We start from the raw sequence: 19,564 nt of genomic DNA, 5'->3' as shown, positions 1-19,564 counted from the left end.
TTGTGCTGCAAAGTTGCCCTACCGTAAAGTTTTTGTGCTGCAAATGACGTTTACTTTTTTTGCGTTTGCAAAAACCACTGTTCAATACGTTTAAAAGAAGTATTTAAAGCTTTGGTCATTTCGCTTGCCGTATACTGCGATTGTATTTTAAGCGCGTTTTTATCCGGATGATATTTGTGCAGCAATTTTTTGTATGCTTTTTTGCAGTTTTCCAAACTGTTTTCACCGCTTGCAGCGTTAAGTCCTAAGCGTTTAAAATCTTCAAACAAATATGCGGGAACTGCCGTGTGCTGTTCAAAGCTTTGCCGGCTGCGGCGCTGCTGTACTTTTTCTTTTGACTGCGTTTTGTTTTGCTCTGTCTCCGGTTTACCATCTGCAGGCTTTGTTTTGTGCGCACGGTTTTGTTTTTGCAATTCCGTATCGTCTATATAGTCTTTTAAAACCGAGCCGAACCGGTCAAACAAATTATCCATTGCGTAAAACTATAACATAAACCAAAAAGTTAGTATATATTGACTGTCTCAGCTTTTTTACGTATAATTCCCAAATAACCGACTTGCGCGTCGGCTGTAGATCGAAAAAATCGTCTGCTTTTACGGAGTTGCCGTATGAATGTGTATAAGCGTTTATTTAAATACGTACCCGAAAAAATGCATTGTATGTATATTTCGGCTTTTCTTTCCGTAGTTTCTGCCGTATTATCTATTTTACCGTACTGGTATTTATGGAAATTCTTAGATGAATTGATCGTTGCAAAAAACTATGCAGGCAGTACACACTATGCCGTTGTTATAGTTGCTTTGTTGATTGTGCAAGCTTTTGTGTATTTTTGCGCATTGTGGGCGTCACACTTGTTTGCATTCCGCTTGGAAACGAATTTAAAAACCGAAGGCATAAAGCATTTAATGAACGCATCGTTTGCCTTTTTTGATACAAATGCATCAGGTACCGTGCGCAAAACGATAGACGACAATACCGGCGAAACACACATGATTGTTGCACATCTTGTTCCCGACAATATAAATGCGTTTTTAATGCCGTTTTTGATGATTGCGGTTATGTTCGCCGTGGATTACCGGCTCGGAATTCTACTGATAGGGATAACGGTTATAGGCGCAATCCAAGTAAAATGGATGTTCGGCAATCAAAGTTTTTTAAAAACCTACAAAGATTCTTTGGATAAAATGAATGCCGAAGCGGTTGAATACGTGCGCGGCATGCAAGTTATTAAAATTTTTAAAAGCACTATTTATTCGTTTAAAAGCTTTTATAATTCGATTATGACTTACTCAAAATATGCAATTGAATATGTGTATTCGTGCAGAACGCCGTTTGTTATCTTTCAAGTTATTTTTAATATAGTTATCGCGCTTACCGTACCGTTTGCAATTGTCTATATGAACAGGGGAGAAAACCTTGCTCATATTTTAGCCCGTGTTATCTTTTTTGCTGCATTCGGCGGGCTTATGTTTTCGGCTTTAATGCGCATTATGTACGTAGGTATGTACCAGTTTCAAGCGCAAATGGTTGTTGATAAATTCGAACAGATATTTAAATCGATGGAAAAAAACAGGTTGGAGCACGGATCTGTTGAAAAATTCGACAACTTTGATATTGAATTCAAAAACGTATCGTTTAAATATACCGAAGACTATGTGCTCAAAGATGTAAGCTTTACCCTTGCGCAGCATAAAACTTATGCGCTTGTCGGTTCTTCCGGCGGCGGAAAATCAACCATTGCCAAGCTTATTTCCGGTTTTTATAAAATAAACGAAGGCAATATTTTAATCGGCGGACGCGACATAACCGAATATTCGGAACGCGCGCTTTTAAGCAATATAGCTTTTGTGTTCCAAAATGCAAAACTTTTTAAAAAAACTATTTTTGAAAACGTACACATCGGAAACCCTTCGGCTTCACACGAACAAGTGATGGATGCGCTGGAAAAAGCCCGCTGTACCGATATACTCGATAAGTTTCCCGAACGCGAGCACACGGTTATCGGTTCAAAGGGCGTCTATTTATCAGGCGGAGAAACGCAGCGCATTGCGATCGCCCGCGCTATTCTGAAAAATGCAAACATTATTATTTTGGATGAAGCTTCCGCCGCCGCCGACAGCGAAAACGAATACGAAATTCAACAAGCGTTTTCGAATTTAATGAAAGATAAAACCGTTATTATGATTGCACACCGCTTAAGTTCAATACGCAACGTTGATGAAATTTTAGTTGTAGATGAAGGTAAAATCATAGAACGCGGAAGCGATGACGAATTAATGAAAAAAGACGGACATTATAAAAAATTGCAAACACTTTTTGCAAAAGCAAACGAATGGAAAGTATAATTTAAAAACCGAAGCAGCGCGTACTCAGATGACATGAGGTGCACCGGCTGGTGCGCCGCTCACCTTTTTATACGGCAGCTGTTCGTTTAAAGGGGGTATAATGAATCTTTTAAAAAATCACATGGGTACGGTACTCGTTTCCGTAATCGCCGCCGTAATAGGTGCCGCCTTCGGCGTTATACCGTATTTTGCCGTAGCCCGTATCATTACGCTGATAACGGAAAAAAGCCGCAATTTTGCCGACTTTATACCGCTTGTGCAAGCAGTTGCAATCGGTCTTATCGGCGCTTTGGTGTTTCATAGCATTTCTACGCTTACCTCGCACAATTTGGCGTTCCGCGTTATCGAGTACGAACGCAAGCGTCTTGCCGCAAAGCTCAGCCGTCTTTCTATGGGCAGTATCGAAAAAAAGAGCAGCGGGCAGTGGGCACAGTTTACGGTGGAAACCCTCGACAAACTAGAGCGCCCGATTGCGCACGTAATTCCGGAAGTTATTGCAAACGTGCTTATTCCCATAGTGCTGGTTACCGTTATTTTTATACAGGATTGGAAAATAGGCGTTGCAAACCTTGTAAGTTTGCCGGTGGGTATTTTGTTTTCGTTTTTGATGATGGGCGGTTACGAAGAAAAATCCAAAGCCTATCAAAATGCTGCCAAAAATATGAACACGGCGGCGGTTGAATACATTCACGGCATAAACCTTATTAAAGCATTTAACCGTTCGGCTTCTTCGTACGGAAAATTCCGCAAAGCTGTTGATGCTAACCGCGATTCAATGCTCAACTGGTATTTAAGCGTGTGTTTTTATATGACCGCCGCAGGGGAAATTATTCCGGCAACGCTTGTGTTTGTGCTTCCCGTATCGCTGTATTTGTTTATGCACGGCACCATCCAAACGGCTACGCTCGTTATGTGTGTGCTGCTCGCTTATGCTTCGTATAAACCGCTCATTAAAGCGATGGTGCACATGGATACGATGGCAAACCTCGGCGTTCTTTTGGGCGAAATAAAATCGGTTATGGATATGCCAGAACTTGAGCGCGGCACAGAACGGCAAAAGCTCGATACCTATTCGGTTAGCTTTGACCATGTCAGTTTCGGTTATAACGAAAACGAAAACGTTTTTTCCGATTTGAATTTTAGCGCAGAAGAAAAAAAGTTGACTGCAATCGTCGGGCCGTCGGGAAGCGGAAAATCTACCATTGCAAAATTGATTGCAGGCTTTTGGAATGCCGGAACGGGCGACATTCGCATCGGCAGCGTGCGTTTGCGAGATATGCCCCTTGAACAAAACATGGAAGCGGTAACCTATGTTTCGCAGGAAAACTTTTTGTTCGATAAAAGTATTATCGAAAATATGCGCATGGCAAAAGAAAACGCTTCTATTGAAGAAGTACAGGCGGCGTGCAAAAAAGCCGGCTGTCACGACTTTATTATGAGCCTTCCCGACGGCTACGAAACCAAAGCAGGAGAGGCGGGAAGTTCTTTTTCCGGAGGGGAGCGTCAGCGCATTACCATTGCCCGTGCGCTTCTTAAAGACAGCCCCGTTGTCGTCCTCGATGAAGCGACTGCGTATTCGGATCCCGAAAACGAAGCACATATTCAAAAGTCGATCGACGCGCTGGTGCAAAACAAAACGGTTATTATGATTGCGCACCGTCTTTCTACAATCGTACATGCGGATAAAATCATCGTTATCGATAAGGGTGTCGTTCAAGCGCAGGGAACACACGATGAGCTGCTTAAAACAAGTGCGCTGTACCAAAGCATGTGGGCGTCGCACATTCGGGTTAAAAACGGAGGGACGGATAATGACTAAATTAATAAAACAGCTGTACATAATTGCAGGCGGCGAAAGCAAACGCATAACGGCTATGCTCGTGTGCGAAGTGTTTAAAAGCATGTTTGAAGGCGTTTCTTTGTGGGCGGTGCTGCTTGTGCTTACCAAAGTGTGTTCTTTTATCTTTGAGCACAAAAGCATTGTTTTTACCGATGTTGTTCAGGTTTTTGTCGTCGCCCTTATAGGCGTCGTCGGAAAAATCCTGTTCGGTTATGCTGCCGACCGATATAAAAACATAGCCTCGTACAATATGGGCGCCGAAAACAGACTTTTTATTGGCGACCGGTTAAAAAACGTTAATATGGGCTATTTTACTTCAAACCGTTTAGGTGATATTTCAAGCGGCTTGACCACGGTTATTGCAGATCTTGAAACGGTCGGTATCTTTATTGTCGAAATGCTTTTAGTCGGCGTTATTCAAACTCTTATCGTCGGCTTGTGTATTTTTCCTTTTGATTATGTTACGGGATTGATTATAGCGGCAACCCTCGTTATAGGAATGGCGGTAAACGCACTTTTTCAAAAGCGGGCAGATTTTTTTAGTGAAAAACTTTTAAAATACAAAATTGCTCTTACTGCCGATATACTTGAATACGTAAAAGGGATCGGCGTTGTAAAAGCGTTCGGAAAATCAAAAGAAGCTTTGCATAAAGTAGAACAAACGATAAGCGATACCCGAAAAGCCTTTTTGGGTGTGGAACAAGCCGTGCTGCCGGTGCAAATGATTTTTTTGCCTGTGTTTAAAATCGGAACTTGTGCAATTATCGTTTTTGCTCTGCTGCGTTATACAAACGGTACTATCGGCGCCGATAAAGCCGTTATGCTGATTGTTGCTTCATTTATCGTTTTCGGCGGTTTTGAAATTGCCGGTGCCATGCAAAACGTAAAGGGTATTGCCGTACGGAATTTGGAAACGATTGCCAAACTGCGCTCCATTCCGGTTATGAGCGAAGGAAACAAAACAAGGGTTGAAAAAGCGCGTATCGAATTTTGCAATGTGGACTTTTCTTACGGCAGAGCGCAGGAAACGGACGGCACCGGTACTTTTGCCGGTGTTTCCGCTGGCAAAACTTCGGCAAATGCTTCTGACTCCGCTTCTAGCGGCTCTTCGGCCGAAGCGCTGCTGTTTAAAAACCTTAACTGCATAATTCCCGAAAATAAAACCACGGCGATTGTCGGTCCGTCCGGTTCCGGTAAAACGACGCTGTGTAATTTGATGGCGCGCTTTTGGGATGTTAGCGGCGGCAGTATTTTGGTAGGCGGTACGGATATAAAAGAGTACCGTTACGACGATTTGCTTTCTCAATTCAGTATGGTGTTCCAAAACGTGTATTTGTTCGACGATACGATAAAAAACAATATTAAATTCGGGAATCCCGACGCTTCCGACGAACAAGTAATCGAAGCGGCAAAACAAGCGCGCTGCCACGACTTTATAACGGTGCTTCCCAACGGCTACGATACGGTACTGCAAGAAGGCGGTTCCAATCTTTCAGGCGGAGAACGACAGCGTATTTCCATAGCGCGCTCGCTTTTAAAGCCGAGTATGTTTGTTATTCTCGATGAAGCGACTTCGAGCGTAGATCCCGAAAACGAAGAAAAACTGATGGGCGCTTTAAAAGTGCTTTTAAAAAACAAAACCGCTGTTATCATTGCGCACCGACTCGGTACGATCAGAGGTGCCGACCAAATTATCGTGCTCGATAAGGGCGGAATTGAAAGCGCCGGAACGCATACCGAACTTGCCGAAAAGTCGGAAATTTATAAACGCTTTATCGGCGAGCGCGAAAACGCCGAAAACTGGACAATGCGTGTGTAATTAAAAGAATGCTCAGTGTGAGCATCCTTTTTTTTGTAGTGACAAAGAGAAAATTGTGTGTTATCCTACTTATAAATAAAATGTTGGAGTATGCACATGAAAAAGTTTGCTGTTTTTATTTTTTTTATTTCGTTTTTTTTGTTTTCTTGCGGAAAGCAAAATGTAAAAAAGGATGCCGAAATTGAGAACACTGGTAGTCATAAAGAAGAACTGATTATCGGTTCGGCTGTTGATATCAACAATCTTAATCTTTTAAAACAAGCCGATCAAATCAACAATATCTGTTTAAAGCTTACACATCAAACCCTCTTTCATCTTGATGAGGAAAACCGCCGTATTCCTGCTCTTGCAACCGAAGCGGAATGGATTGACGACAATACCATTGAAATTGCGCTCGTCCATAATGCCTGTTTTTCGGACGGCACACCTGTAACTGCAAAAGATGTTAAGTTTACTTTTGACATGGCTCTTACCAATCCTGTAGGCTCAAATCTTACCGGACTTATTTCTACGGATATTGTCGATGACTATACCGTTCGGATGAACATGAAAGATTATTCAAACGACTATCTTATGAGCCTTACATATATTCCATTCGGTATTCAATCAAAAGCCGCCTACGACAGTGCAATGGAAGAACCGTGGCTTATCGGTTCCGGTCAATATATACTCGATAAATGGGTTGCAGGCGAATACTCAACCTTTGTTAAAAATGAAAAATACTGGGGCGATAATCCCGGAATTGCCGAACGTATTACTTTTAAACCGATTTTGGAAGCTTCACGTCGTGTCGAGGCTTTGCAAAACGGCGAAATAGATGTTTGCATTGATCCGCCTGTAAATGAACTTGAACTTCTTAAAAAATCGCCGAACATAGTCGTTTATGAAAAAGTCGGCACACGCTTGTTTTATTTCGGCGTTAACTGTGCAAAAAAACCGTTTGACAATAAAAAGCTGCGTCAAGCTATTGCCTGTTCAATTGATCGTCACTCCGTTATGCAGGCAGCGGTAAAAGGTAAAGGGACTCCTCAAACAACCATACTGAACCGCGGTCTTTGGGGATTTTATGATGGAATGCACGGCTTTGATTATGATGTGGAAAGAGCAAAAAAACTGCTTGCGGAAGCAGGCTATGCAAGCGGATTTGATACGACGCTTACGATTGCAAATTCTTCACCGTATATGGCAATTGCACAAGTTATCAAAGACAACTTAAAAGCAATCGGTATAAATGCGGAAATTAAAATGTTGGAAGATGCCGCATTAAAAACGACTTGCAAGGCGGGAACACAGGATATGTTTTTGTGGCGGTGGAACGAAACAATCCGCCCCGACTGTGTATACCGTGATCTCTTTTATACCGGAAGCGCTTCGAATTTTCATCACTATTCGGATAAAGTAGCCGACATGCTCGTGGACAGAGTTCTTAAAGATAAGGGGACTGCACAACGTACTTCCGACAGTAAAGAACTGCAAACCTATCTTGTTAATGCTTGCCCGCAAGTTCCGTTGTATATTGCAAATCTTGTTATAGCTTATAATAAAGATCTTGTTATGCCTTTTTTCCGCTCCGGCGGCGACCACGAATGGTTTAACGCTTATGTAAAACAATAATTTAATTATCTCGTAGTTTTATAAATTGAGAGGAGTATAATGAAGCCAAAAAACTTTGCTCATCGCGGATACAGCGGAAAATATCCGGAAAATACGATGCTTGCTTTTAAAAAAGCAGTAGAAGCGGGAGCTGACGGAATTGAACTTGATGTGCAGCTTTCTAAAGATAACCGGATTGTAATCTGCCACGATGAAACGGTAGACCGCACTACAAACGGCAGGGGATATATAAAGGATATAACGCTGGAAGAGTTGCAAAAATTGGATGCTTCTGCTGGTTACACCGGTAAAATGGGAGTAAACCGAATTCCGACCCTTGAAGAATATTTTGAATATGTAAAAGATTTGCCGCTTGTTACCAATATCGAAATGAAAACCGGAAAATATGAATATTTGCCTATGGAACGTATGGTTTATGATTTGATATGTAAATACAAACTGCAAAAAAAAGTGCTTATTTCCAGTTTTAATCATTATACGGTTATGCGTATGAAAAAAATAGCTCCGGAGCTTGAATATGGGTTTTTAACGGAAGCGTGGTTTATCGATGTAGGACCGTATATAAAAAAACACGGAGTGCAGTGTTTTAATCCCGACTTTCATAACCTTGTGCCGGAAGTGGTAAAACAAGTTAAAGACTGCGGACTTAAGATTTACTGCTATACGGTAAATGAAGCGGAAGACATTATCGCTATGGCAAAAGCGGGCGTAGACGGTATAATCGGTAATTTTCCGGAGAGAACCAAAGATGTTCTTGACAGTTTAAATGTTTAAAAATAAAAAGAGGCGCTCGTTTTGAGCACCTCTTTTTAACTATATTTTATTAAGAAGTTTTTTCTATAAATTGTGTAATAGTGGATTACGGATTTTTATCCTGCCATGCTTTCCACTGCTCTTCGCCCTTATCCAAGGTAGTAAGACCATCAATATAGATGTTTTCAGGTTTGCCTAACGCATAATTGAACATATATGTTCTATTCTTTTCAGCTTCCTCATATATATTGCCTTTGTATCTAACGCCGAATGGATAGAGGACCGCTTCTGTTAAATTCGATTCTGCAATATAGAGGCAGATAATATTATTTTCTTCGTCATAGGCTGCACCCCAACACGTTACGGCATGTTGGTATGGTTTGTTACCTTTAGAACCCTGCCAAAAAATTCCTATTGCCCGTTTGTTATCAAGGGCTTTGTTCATAAGCTGTTCAAATTCGGCTTTTGTTTCACATCGCTCAATAGTAATAGGGCTTGTATCATGCGTGAAAACATCATTGAATAGCCCGGGATAGATTGAACCTAAAGTTTTTTGAGCATCTCTTTTATACAGGTACCATGTCAGCCCGTCTTCTATGTAACCGCCTCGGGGATTGTTATGGGTATATGCTCTAAAGATATTGGCTATGTTACTTTTTTTGTTTTCTTCTTCATCCTGCAAGCCTCGGATATAATCATGCTTATATAAAGGCAGTTTTTGTGCTTCAATATTGGTTTTCTGTTTATACTGTTCAATATATTCTTTATTTTGTTCAAACCACCAGTGCAGCATATTGGAAGCGGTTTTAGCCCAGCATTGGCTAAGATCTTTTCCTTGTCTCTCTTCACCGTATATACCTTTTATCACAAAATAATCATTTGGAAATTGCCCTTGTACATACAACTTGTCTAATTTCCGCACATTGTAAAATTTTGTGTTAGCAGTTTCTTTCCATTTGAACACGTATGACTGTGGGTACGTGTCCCCTGTAGGTATGCCGTTATTGTTTATTCCTACTTTTTCTTTTTCGTTTTCAGCAGGGCTGCCTATTCCGTCGACCCATTTGTAATGCACAACAGGATTTTCATTGCGTTTTTGCAGTATTTTCGCTTCAAGATCTTTTCCGTCAGCGCCTTTAATATATTGACCTGTTTTTTTGTCTTTGAATTTAATGTATGCACCCCTGTCCCATACGGTTTTGTTTTTGAGACAGGTAAACGAAATTACATCCTTATCCGGATCGTCGCGTGAAGTGATTGTCGGCGCTCCCGAAACCCACGGCAAGGTACTTGATGTAAAGCACGGCTCGTAATCCAATTTGCCGTCTATCGTTTGCACCTCGAACGTATATGTACCGGCAGCGCTTGCGATCATAACGGCTTGTATTGATTCGTATTTGATTTGCGGCTTCTTTTTGACTGTGAACGTAACCGTTTTTGTAACGGCGGGGGTGCTTTTGGACGCTACGGTTATGATTACGGAACCTTCCGATTGGGCAGTTACCGTGCCGTCTTCGTCAACGAGTACGTTGTTGTTATCGGCGGCGTAAGTAAGGGACTTATCGGTCGCGTTATCGGGCTCTACTTTCGCCTTGAGTTTATAGGTATCGCCGATAATCAAAGAGGCGGGCGGTGTTTCTTCAAATTCTATGCCTGTAACGGCAACAGGTTCCGGTGTAACGGTAACGCTTATTGTTTTTTGTATACCGTTTGCGGCTGTTACCGTAACAGTTACAGGACCGCCTACTTTATGTGCCGTAATTTCACCGTTAGGGCTGACCGACACTTTTTCGTTATCGTTTGACGAATAAGTCAATTTTTTATCCGTTGCATGTGCAGGTAAAACTACCGCTTTTATTTTATACGTACTTCCTTTTACACGAGAAACGGAATTACCATCGGGAAAATAAATTTCCGTAACTGGAACGGTTTTATGAGCATGTTCAAGCTCTGCCACATAATCGTTTTTGCACGAAGCAAGTAAAAAAACGGCACACAGTATATGTATAAATATTTTGTTTTTGTTCATTTTAAATCTCCATTATATAATGTACATTATTTTTTTTGAACGGTCAAGCGAAAATTCATAGTAAAGAGTGAAAATATTAGAAAACAATGGAAATGTTTAGAAAACTTTGCTGTTTTATAGTTTTTATACATCACTTTTATGACTTTTATGCGTGGCTTTTCTTTTTTATATAAAAGCGCTATACTGGCTAAAAAGGGGATAATATGCTTAAACCTCAACATTTAGTAAAAGGTGATACGGTTGCAATTGTTTCGCTTTCGAGCGGACTTTTGGGCGAAAGTGTCTTTATTCATAAATATGACATTGCAAAACAGCGCTTGGAAAAAAACTACGGTTTGCATGTTGTTGCTATGCCCAATGCGCTTAAAGGTATTGACTATTTGTACAAACACCCTGAAGCGAGAGCACAGGACTTAATGGACGCGTTTAAAAATTCCGAAGTTAAAGCCGTGTTTTGTGCAATCGGCGGCGAGGATGCGATCCGTTTGTTACCGTATATCGATTTTGACGTTATAAAAAACAATCCGAAAATCTTTACGGGTTTTTCCGATACAACGGTAAATCACTTTATGATGTATAAAGCGGGCTTGGTTTCTTACTACGGTTTGTCCGTCATGGTAAACATTGCCGAATATGTTTCGATAAACGAATATACAAAGCAAGCGATGGAACAAACGCTGTTTTATCCTCAAAACACGCTCGATATTCCGTGTAGCTCGTATTGCAGTTACGATACCGATAAAGTGATGTGGGGCGAAGAAAATATGCATAAAGCAACGCCCCGTTTTGCGAATACGGGTTACGAAATCGTGCAGGGAAGCGGTGTTGTCCGCGGCGAACTTTTGGGCGGCTGTGTTGACGTTTTTTTGAATTTAATCGGTACGCCGCTTTGGCCCTCGCTTGATCAATGGAAAGGTAAATTGCTTTTGCTGGAAACAAGCGAAGAAAATATGTCAGCCGGCATGTTAAAAGCGGTTTTACGAAACCTGTGCGCACAGGGAATTTTTGACGTAATCAGTGGCATTGTTGTCGGAAAGCCCGCTTTTTCCGATAAAGCGCAAGCTTATAAGGAAGTGTATAAAACTGTTGTCGGTTTTGAAGCGGGGCATGCGGAACTTCCCGTTTTGTTTAACGTAAACGTAGGGCATGCCTATCCTATCGGTTTGTTTCCGCTCGGTTTAACGTATGAAATCGATTGCGATAAGCAAACCTTCCGTCTTATGGAAAGCGCAACACTTTAAAAGCCGTTTTTGTTTTTTACAAACCCCGGCTGTGCCGATTTACGGCACGCTCCGCTTTTACCATACGAGTTTTTACCACGTAAACGTACCTTTCAGCCAAACAGCGCTTATTTTGTGCAAAGCTGCAAAATCGCCTTTGCCGTCGTAACCTTTGGTATACACATCACCTCCGAGCAAAAACTGTATGTTATCGGTGAGCGAGTAGGCGGCTGAATAAGTGCTTGATGTGCTACCGTAGTTTACGTCGACAGCTCCGCTTGCCGAAAGCTTAAGCGTGTCGCGCAAAAAGGTTTTACTCAGGTTTAGGCTGACAAAACCCTTGTGCATCGGGCGCTCTATATCGTCTTTGTGATCGAGGATGAGGTCTTCAAAATACTGTGTGCTCAGTGTCCACGAATTCTTAATCCAATCAAGGCCTGCAAGAGCCAATAGCTGGTGTTTTTGCAGTGCGGGGTTAAAAGTGAACGGTATACCACCCGCACTGGGCACCCCTGGAATAGGATTTTGATTTTTCGGTTCAAAATAGCGGCCGCCGACCCACGCGGTTTCCAGCCTGATTGTTACATCGCCTGCAGGAATTGCCGCATCAATCCCCGCCATTCCGATACGGTAATATTCTTGGTTTAGTGTAAGAAAAGCCTTTTCCGGTAGATGCATTGCATTCAATTTTGCATACCCGCTTTTTACATAGCGCGGCGTTTTATCCCAGCCGTAAAAACCTGAAACCGAGAAATCGATACCGGGTAAAAAGAACGAAAAGCGGACGGCCGCTTCCGTGTCGGTAAACATCCTCGGTTTTGCACTTTCCGTTTTTGTGTACTTAACCGGAACGGAGCCGAACGGTGTATCAAAAGTGTCCGGTGTATCGATATAGTACGGAGCGTCTTTTGCGCCGTCTTCAAAGCCGAAACGCGGTAGCTTGTTCGGTGTAAAAAAAGGAACGGCGACCGCTTCAAACGTAAAAAAATCGTGAAAAAAGCGCAAGCGGGCACTGTCAGACGAAAGCCGCGCATCATCGCCGTTAAAGGCGGTAAACTCCGAGCTGTCCCGCGCACTTAACACATCGGTAAGCTTAAACCCATCTGCCTGTCCCCACGCAATTACCTGCCGTCCCACGCTGATATCCCAAATATTACCCGAATAGCGGTAATAGGCTTCGTTCAAGCGGAACCCCGTGCGCGCGAGATTGCGGTAATTGTATTCAGCGGCTGCAGAAACAACTGCATACGAAGAACCCGCGGACACCTCTCCTTTTATCTTCGCAATCGAACGCGATGCCCCGTATTCAACATTGCTTTTATCACTATTCCAGCGGACTCCGTGCAGCGTTTCGATTTTGCCGCTGAGCGTAAATAACGGTTTTGCACTGTCCTCATCTTCCAAAGCGGTGGCAAAATCGTCAGCCTCGTTATCGCCTACAGCATCGTCTGCCGTATCGGTCGCTTGATATTCAATCGTACTGGCGGAAGAAGATTCCGCTGCTTGAACCGTTCCTTGCGATCCGTCGTTGTCCGGTCTCTCCGGCGCTTCCTGCGCAGTGCAAGGCAGCAATAGTAGTGCAAAAAACAGCGCCCAAAACGCAAACGGTGCCCCGTGTTTTCTTTGTGTTGTGTTCATAGTGTCATTGCTCCTTTTTTTCGATAATTTCAAGCCGCTTGAATTTTATAGTTACCTTCTGACCGTCGGCAAAGATAAAAACATACTCGTATACTCCTTTCGGCTTTAATGAAAATTGATGAATTATCAGATCATTATTTTTAAAATTCTTATTATCCGTCTTAAAGCGAATATGTACGATATCTTTAAAAATAAATGTAAAATATCTATCATGGTAAGGAGATAAAAATTTCATAGTTAATTTATCTTCATTTTTCAATATAGTGAATTTAAATTCAGTCAAAACGGCATCGTGAAGAGTTTCTTTTGTATTAAATAAATACCTTTTAGGATCTAAAACAAACTGCCTGATGGAAGTTGCTATCTCATTTTCTTTTTTACGAAGAGACTCAAAATAATCATCAAAATACCAGATGTTATTTTTCTTTTTTATCGTTGACATAAACTCCCATTCCTGTCACATATCTCAAGATATTTTCAAAAGTATTACCTAATCTTCCCTTCCTCAAGCGAGCTAACCCTAAAGTATGAATCGGAGATGTTTTTGTTGAACTCGTGCTTGAGCGTTTCGATAAGGGTTGTATGTTTTTTTTGCAAGTTGTTCATTTCCATTTTATCCGCAGTCCAAAAGCCGTCTTTTTTTTCGATACCGCTTACCGTCAGCACTTTTAGTAGCGTTCCCTGTTCGTCGTAAAATTCCGCCTTTACCTGCACGAGCGATTCTTTATCGATCCACGAAACGTATTTCGAATACATCGATTTTTTTATCGGAACCGATTCAATCTTCCAGCAGTTTTTTCCGTCGACGGTTTCTTCTGCAAGCAGCGTGTACGTGTAGTCATCGATTTTGTGCCCGCTTATATCGTCGTAGGTAAAATCGGTACCCATAAAGTAGTCTTGACTTGAAGAGCCGGAAATGCGCTTTGCCTTTTTAAGCGCAGGTATATAAAGCCAGCGGTCGTCATTTTTTGATGCATCGTCATACGAAAAAGAAAGGTAGCCGACGCCCTTTACATCGGCGGGCAGCATAAACACCATCACCGTTTTTTTCTCGCTGCCGTAATCTTTTGAATATGCCGTAACTTCGCGTACCCGTTTTTTGCCTCCTGCGTTGGTCAGCGTCATGCGCATTGTAAAGGAATCGCTTGCCGCCTTTTCACGCTTATCAACCTTTTGCATAATCTCTTTACCCGTTAGCCCTTGTGCAAAAGCCGACCCTGCAGCTGCCGCAAATACGGCAAGCGCAATCAATTGTTTTGTTATTGTTTTCATAAAAACTCCTTTCATTTTTTTCACACGTTTCTCTTACGTATGCTAATTACCAATTATTTTTCCTCTTTTCCGAACGGCTTACTCATATAAATCAATACCGGTGTCATAAAATAGTCGGCGGCGAGGGCAGCCGAAAGACCGACGGCAGCCAATACGCCGAGGCGCAAAATCGCGGCGATATTGTTTGTCAGGTATACTAAAAAAGTTGCCGACAAAATAATCGTTGTCATTGCGAGCGTCTTTCCGATGGAATAAAACGTTCCGAAAATTGCGCTGCCGTATGATTTTTCTTTTTCAAAAAGATACTTGGTATGATTGGTAAAGTGAATGGTGTCGTCAACGGCAATACCGAGTATCATCGGCATAATCGCCATTGTTATGATATCCAGCGGAATGTCGAGATAACCCATAATTGCGCCTATGATGATGACGGGGAATACGTTAGGAATAAGTCCGATTAGCCCCATCTTAACGCTGCCGAACACAAGCATCATTAAAATTGCAATTGCGACGAGTGAAGTTAAAAAAGAATACAATTCGCCGAATACGATTTTATTGTTCAATTCTGCAAATTGCACGGCAGATCCGATTAAATGGCAGTCCGCTTGCGGAAAAAGCTGCGCGCACGTTTGCTCGATGGTTTTCATATTTGCCGCAAGTTCGTTCGCGTCATACGAGGCAACGTCAACCGCCATGCGGAGCGTACGGAACTCTTCGTCAACCCAACGCGATGTTTGTCCGCCTGAAATCTCGTACAGGAACAACAGCTGTGCAAGCAAATCTTCGTCGTCGGGAATCGTATAAAAAGCAGGATCGTCGGAATGCATGGTTTGGTTCATCTCTTTGACAATATCCAAAATAGAAAAGATTTTCGGCACGCCGTTATTCAATTTCGTCAATCGGAACGTTCCGATGAGCGAACTGAGTTCATCGACTTTTTTTAAGACTTCCGGATTTTTAACCGCATCGTCTTCATCAAAGGTGAGCATGATGTTGTAGTTAAAATAGGAGCCGAGCTGCGACTGTGTAATTTCGTACAGACGCTTGATGTACGGAATGCGCAAGCCCATAAATTTAAAGCTGTCCATATTGACTTCTATTCTAAAGAGTGCCGGAATACATGCGGCGGTAACGACTATAAATGCAACAATTACCGCTTTACGCTTTTTGATAACGGCTTGTCCGAATCGCTCAAATCGCTCGTCTAATTTTTGGGCACGCGCGGCTTTTGCATTGTGAGCGGAAACAGCGGTATTGTTCATTGCTGCGCTCGAGCAGACTTTGCCGTCTGAGTTTTCCGTAGTAACTGCAATATCTTTGCCGAAGCTCATCAAAATCGGAATTAAAACGCTCACATAGATATAGACGGCGAACACCATCGCGGCGCTTGCAGCTCCCATCCAACGCATGGGCTTGAGGTCGGTGGTTAAAAACGACAGTACCGAAACGGCTGTGGTAACCACCGTAAAAAAAAGCGGCCATCCAGTGTTTTCAATCGAAGCGATAACGGCTTCTTTTCGCTTGCCGAGTTCATAAAAACTTGTCTTAAACGAATTGACCAAGTGAATCGAATACCCGACCGAAAGCGCCATCGCAAGGACAATCGGCACCGACATCATCTCCGACTTTCCCGTAATGTGCAAAAAGCCCATAAACCCGAGCACGGTAGTAATGGCAAAAACAGTTGCAAACAGGGGTACGAGCGTTCCGCGCAGCGATCGGGTAAACACAACCAGCAAAATAATCATACAAAGAAAACTTAAGCCCACGCTTTTTCCGGACTCGCGCCTCGATATTACTTGCTCTTCCGTTTCGGTATACGGGAGTCCTGCAGGCTTTATCGTATAGGCGGCGCTTTGATATTTCGAACTTGTAACAATATCGATTGCCGTTTCCCCGATAACGTACATCGGCGCCTTTGTCGAAGTTTTGCTCCACACTTCTTCAGGCGGTGTCGCTTTAAGCGAAAGTACCAGCCATGTTTCCGTTGCATCCTTCGTTACAAGCTTATCGACAATCGACTTGCGTGAAAGGATAAACTCTTTCGCTTTTTGCAATGCGCCAGCGTCCGTAGGAATACCGTCTTTAAACGGATTGGTGATTTCAATTCCTTCATCCGTACCGACGGTAATATCCGTATCGGTAATGGAAGTAACCGAATCCGCATACGGAACTTTTTCCAAAAGCTCGGCACCGATATCTTTAATCGCTTGCAGTACTTCCGGCTTAAACACATCGTCAGCTTCAAAGAGCAGCACAATCGAATCGTTACTACCGAACAGTTCTTTAAACCGTGCGTCGTTTTTTTGGGCAGTTTCTTTTACCGTAATAAATTCGTCTTCATCCGCCGAGCTAACCTTAAAGCTTTTTACGCCCAAAATCCCCGCAACCGTTACAGCCGCGAGCAAGGCAAGACAAAGCCAGCGGTATTTTAATTGAAACACGCCGACTTTTTTAAAAAACTTATGCAATCTTTCCGTTTTCATTTGTTCCTCTCGCAATACAAAAGTGGTAAACAGTGTTTACTTTTTTAGTATAACTTTTCTTACAAAATTGTCAAGAGCCCCTATGTATTACTTATTTTGTCGGCTACCTTCTGCCGGCTGCATGATTTTTATCCAGCAAAAATACATTACGTCGGTCAATATATCCATAAAGCTTTGGGTTTTTTTATAGGAGTATTCGTGGGTGATAATTTCGAAAAAAGGCGTTAAAGCTGCACTGTAAATTAAGTGGAGTTGTTCATCATTAAAAGACTGTAAACGGGTTCCGCTTTTTTTTAAGTCGGCGATGAATTTTTTACAAGCTTTAACATCTGCCATTACAAATTCGTGGCGGATGTTTTCGTACTTTGTTCCGGCAGAACGGTTAAACAAAAGTCTAAACTCATCAAAGCGGCTATAGGCAAAGGTACACAAATTCTGCAAAAGCGCGCGGATTGCTTCTTTTACTGCCGCTTCATTTTTTGTTTTAAACAAATGCATTGCGATTTGAGTAAAATCGGTTCCGATGTGTAAAGTTTGCGCAATAACCGGCTGTACGAGTTCTTCAAAGATTGCCGCTTTTGACGGAAAGTGCTTGTACAAAGCTCCTGCTGTTATGCCGGTCATCGCCGCAATGGAGCGCATCGACGCTTTTTCAAAACCGTTTTGCAAAAACTCCGTTTTTGCATTTTTGAGGATTTCCGTGTAAGTATCACTTTTTGGGGTTTTCATATTATCGGCTCTCCGCTTTTACTATAAGTACTATAAGTTGACGCTGTAAAACTGTCAAGCTTGTTCGATGCCGTTAAAACTACAGCAAAAAACAATAAAAAAACTTGCAAAATCGGTATTTTGGGCGCATACTGGTGAATTTTATGAAAAAGCCGTGCAAGGTTACAATGAGGTGGCTCAACTTAAACAAAAAGATTACCGTTATAACTGGTTTTTGGGTACGTTTTATGCACGTGCGCTTCAACCTTTTGAATCGATAAAACAATTCGATTTTATTTTTGAACAGGTACCGGATAAAAAAATTAATCCTGCGTGTATAGCTGAGTGTGCATATGCCGAATCTCTTGCTTTTATGAAAAAATGGGCCATTGCCGATTTTATCGACTATCATAAAAAAAGCGGTACTAAAGCAGAAGAAAATATTCTATTACAAGATTTAAAGAAAAATTTTATTGATTATGATGGAAAATCGGATATAGAATCTGACCGCTTGTTTCAAGTCGGTTACCGTGAAGAAGGGAAGGGGCTTTTTTCGCGCTTGCTGCGACTGTGGATTCCGGTTCCGAAGGATTCTGAAGTAAGTTGGCAAGGTCTGCAAGACGGCGCAACGGAAATACAGGTGACTTTGTTTGCCTTTGATAAAAAAACAAACAGCAATGTTCCATATAATATTAGTATTTTTTCTATCTTATCAAAATCTATTCCCGTAAAAAAGTTTTTAAAATCTTTGGGGAAAACACGAAAAGTTAATATAGGTTTTCCCAAGCATTATAAAACGTATGAGTGCAGCAAATTGCAGGAAAACAGCGAAGAGGAAGATATTCGCGGTTTAGTCACTATTGTAAAAGCACCGTATAAATCTTCTTGCGAATTGGATATAGAAGAACCGTTTATACCGAGCAACAGGATAAATAATTCCGAGCAAAAGATGTTTCCGCACGAGACGGAGTATAATCGCTGCAAAGACCGCATAACACACTTTATTCTTCTTGAGTCTTACGGCGATATTTACCCCGAGTCCGCAGAGCGTTATTTTGATTTTGTTGCTGCTATGCGAATCGAATAAATATAGTGCCTAGATGCCAATAATTTATAAAAGAAGCGGCGTACAGGATTTTATTTGAAAGTTTTTACACAGCCCGCATGCAAGTTTTTGCTGCGGGCTGCTATGACGCACACTTATTGTATGTTATCTATTTCTTCCGGTGTGGATTTTTTCCAAAACTGGCTGCGTCCTATACCCATGCCGATTTCTCCGCGCATTTCGAGGGTGTCCGTTTTATATTTTTTGTTATCCGCTTTTCGGAAAGTGATTTTGCATTTATACACTTTACCGTCGGCAGGGTCGATAATATTGCCGTTTGCCCACTGTCCTTCTGATTTGGACGTAAGCCCCCAAATCCAAGGTGTTCCGATTAAAGGCATTTCGTTTACGATTCCGCTGACCGGAAAATCTTTGTACGATTTCTTTACCGCATTCGCAATAGTGTCGCGCGGTTTTCCGGCGGCGGCAAGAATTTCGCCGTACAAAATACCGTCTTTTTGGTAAATATGCCAGAGCGCAGTCAATTTACCTTCTTCGTTAATGCTTACCCAATAGCCTTCGACCGGATCGGCTGCAAAAACAGCAATGGCTGTACATAAAAGTATAAGCATAAAAATCAATTTTTTCATAAATGAACTCCTTAATGCCAAAGGCAATGCATAGAGTATGAAAGGAATACAATTGTTTGTCAAGATTTCGGCTGATTTTTGCAGCTAGCGGGTTCCGGCGCGGTGGCGAATTGCGGTTAAACCTTTCCCTTGACATAAAAGTTAG

At 42.1% G+C, this 19,564-nt stretch carries 15 protein-coding genes; 7 read left to right on the top strand and 8 right to left on the bottom strand.

Features of this window, described 5'->3' with window-relative positions:
* Nucleotides 1–50: 50 nt before the first annotated feature.
* Complete coding sequence (locus HMPREF9193_RS09470; RefSeq protein ID WP_021687910.1) at nucleotides 51–473, bottom strand: J domain-containing protein; 423 nt, start codon at nucleotides 471–473, stop codon at nucleotides 51–53.
* Between the two features lie 135 nt (nucleotides 474–608).
* Here HMPREF9193_RS09470 and HMPREF9193_RS09465 point away from each other — a divergent pair, with 135 nt between their 5' ends.
* From HMPREF9193_RS09465 to HMPREF9193_RS09445, 5 genes are all read left to right on the top strand, one after another.
* Nucleotides 609–2,345, top strand: coding sequence for an ABC transporter ATP-binding protein (locus HMPREF9193_RS09465; protein WP_021687909.1), 1,737 nt, complete (start codon nucleotides 609–611; stop codon nucleotides 2,343–2,345).
* Between the two features lie 100 nt (nucleotides 2,346–2,445).
* Nucleotides 2,446–4,164, top strand: a complete 1,719-nt coding sequence (locus HMPREF9193_RS09460) for an ABC transporter ATP-binding protein (RefSeq protein ID WP_021687908.1) — start codon at nucleotides 2,446–2,448, stop codon at nucleotides 4,162–4,164.
* Complete coding sequence (locus HMPREF9193_RS09455) at nucleotides 4,157–6,004, top strand: ABC transporter ATP-binding protein (RefSeq protein WP_021687907.1); 1,848 nt, start codon at nucleotides 4,157–4,159, stop codon at nucleotides 6,002–6,004. The genes HMPREF9193_RS09460 and HMPREF9193_RS09455 overlap by 8 nt, the downstream gene beginning before the upstream one ends.
* A gap of 96 nt (nucleotides 6,005–6,100) precedes the next feature.
* A complete protein-coding gene (locus HMPREF9193_RS09450) occupies nucleotides 6,101–7,618 on the top strand; it encodes an ABC transporter substrate-binding protein (RefSeq protein ID WP_040848086.1) in 1,518 nt (505 codons plus the stop codon).
* A gap of 39 nt (nucleotides 7,619–7,657) precedes the next feature.
* Nucleotides 7,658–8,392, top strand: a complete 735-nt coding sequence (locus tag HMPREF9193_RS09445) for a glycerophosphodiester phosphodiesterase (RefSeq protein WP_021687905.1) — start codon at nucleotides 7,658–7,660, stop codon at nucleotides 8,390–8,392.
* 85 nt (nucleotides 8,393–8,477) lie between these two features.
* Here HMPREF9193_RS09445 and HMPREF9193_RS09440 read toward each other — a convergent pair whose 3' ends face one another.
* Nucleotides 8,478–10,400 carry an IdeS/Mac family cysteine endopeptidase gene (locus HMPREF9193_RS09440; RefSeq protein WP_021687904.1) on the bottom strand — a complete coding sequence of 641 codons (1,923 nt, stop codon included), beginning with the start codon at nucleotides 10,398–10,400 and terminating at the stop codon, nucleotides 8,478–8,480.
* A 203-nt stretch (nucleotides 10,401–10,603) separates the two neighbouring features.
* Here HMPREF9193_RS09440 and HMPREF9193_RS09435 point away from each other — a divergent pair, with 203 nt between their 5' ends.
* Nucleotides 10,604–11,641: a S66 family peptidase gene (locus HMPREF9193_RS09435; RefSeq protein WP_021687902.1), complete on the top strand. Its 1,038-nt coding sequence runs from the start codon at nucleotides 10,604–10,606 to the stop codon at nucleotides 11,639–11,641.
* Between the two features lie 72 nt (nucleotides 11,642–11,713).
* On the opposite strand, the gene HMPREF9193_RS09430 is transcribed toward HMPREF9193_RS09435, so the two are convergent.
* The 5 genes from HMPREF9193_RS09430 to HMPREF9193_RS09410 all read right to left on the bottom strand — a co-directional run bounded on the left by HMPREF9193_RS09430 (nucleotide 11,714) and on the right by HMPREF9193_RS09410 (nucleotide 17,745).
* The gene (locus tag HMPREF9193_RS09430; protein ID WP_021687901.1) at nucleotides 11,714–13,258 is read right to left on the bottom strand and encodes a hypothetical protein; all 1,545 of its coding nucleotides are present in this window, start codon (nucleotides 13,256–13,258) and stop codon (nucleotides 11,714–11,716) included.
* A gap of 4 nt (nucleotides 13,259–13,262) precedes the next feature.
* On the bottom strand, nucleotides 13,263–13,700 hold the full coding sequence (locus tag HMPREF9193_RS09425; protein WP_021687900.1) for a hypothetical protein: 438 nt from the start codon (nucleotides 13,698–13,700) through the stop codon (nucleotides 13,263–13,265).
* Nucleotides 13,701–13,744: 44 nt separating this feature from the next.
* Complete coding sequence (locus tag HMPREF9193_RS09420; RefSeq protein WP_040848207.1) at nucleotides 13,745–14,530, bottom strand: outer membrane lipoprotein-sorting protein; 786 nt, start codon at nucleotides 14,528–14,530, stop codon at nucleotides 13,745–13,747.
* Nucleotides 14,531–14,583: 53 nt separating this feature from the next.
* Nucleotides 14,584–17,016: an efflux RND transporter permease subunit gene (locus HMPREF9193_RS09415; protein ID WP_021687898.1), complete on the bottom strand. Its 2,433-nt coding sequence runs from the start codon at nucleotides 17,014–17,016 to the stop codon at nucleotides 14,584–14,586.
* Nucleotides 17,017–17,103: 87 nt separating this feature from the next.
* Entirely contained in the window at nucleotides 17,104–17,745 is a 642-nt protein-coding gene (locus tag HMPREF9193_RS09410) for a TetR/AcrR family transcriptional regulator (RefSeq protein WP_021687897.1), read from the bottom strand.
* A 67-nt stretch (nucleotides 17,746–17,812) separates the two neighbouring features.
* On the opposite strand from HMPREF9193_RS09410, the gene HMPREF9193_RS09405 reads away from it, so the two are divergent.
* Nucleotides 17,813–18,811, top strand: a complete 999-nt coding sequence (locus HMPREF9193_RS09405) for a hypothetical protein (protein ID WP_021687896.1) — start codon at nucleotides 17,813–17,815, stop codon at nucleotides 18,809–18,811.
* Nucleotides 18,812–18,924: 113 nt separating this feature from the next.
* Here HMPREF9193_RS09405 and HMPREF9193_RS09400 read toward each other — a convergent pair whose 3' ends face one another.
* Nucleotides 18,925–19,419, bottom strand: coding sequence for a DUF2147 domain-containing protein (locus HMPREF9193_RS09400; RefSeq protein WP_021687895.1), 495 nt, complete (start codon nucleotides 19,417–19,419; stop codon nucleotides 18,925–18,927).
* Nucleotides 19,420–19,564: the final 145 nt, after the last annotated feature.

This window comes from Treponema lecithinolyticum ATCC 700332 (assembly GCA_000468055.1).
GTDB lineage: Bacteria > Spirochaetota > Spirochaetia > Treponematales > Treponemataceae > Treponema_C > Treponema_C lecithinolyticum.
This window is presented reverse-complemented; position numbering and strand designations above follow the sequence as displayed.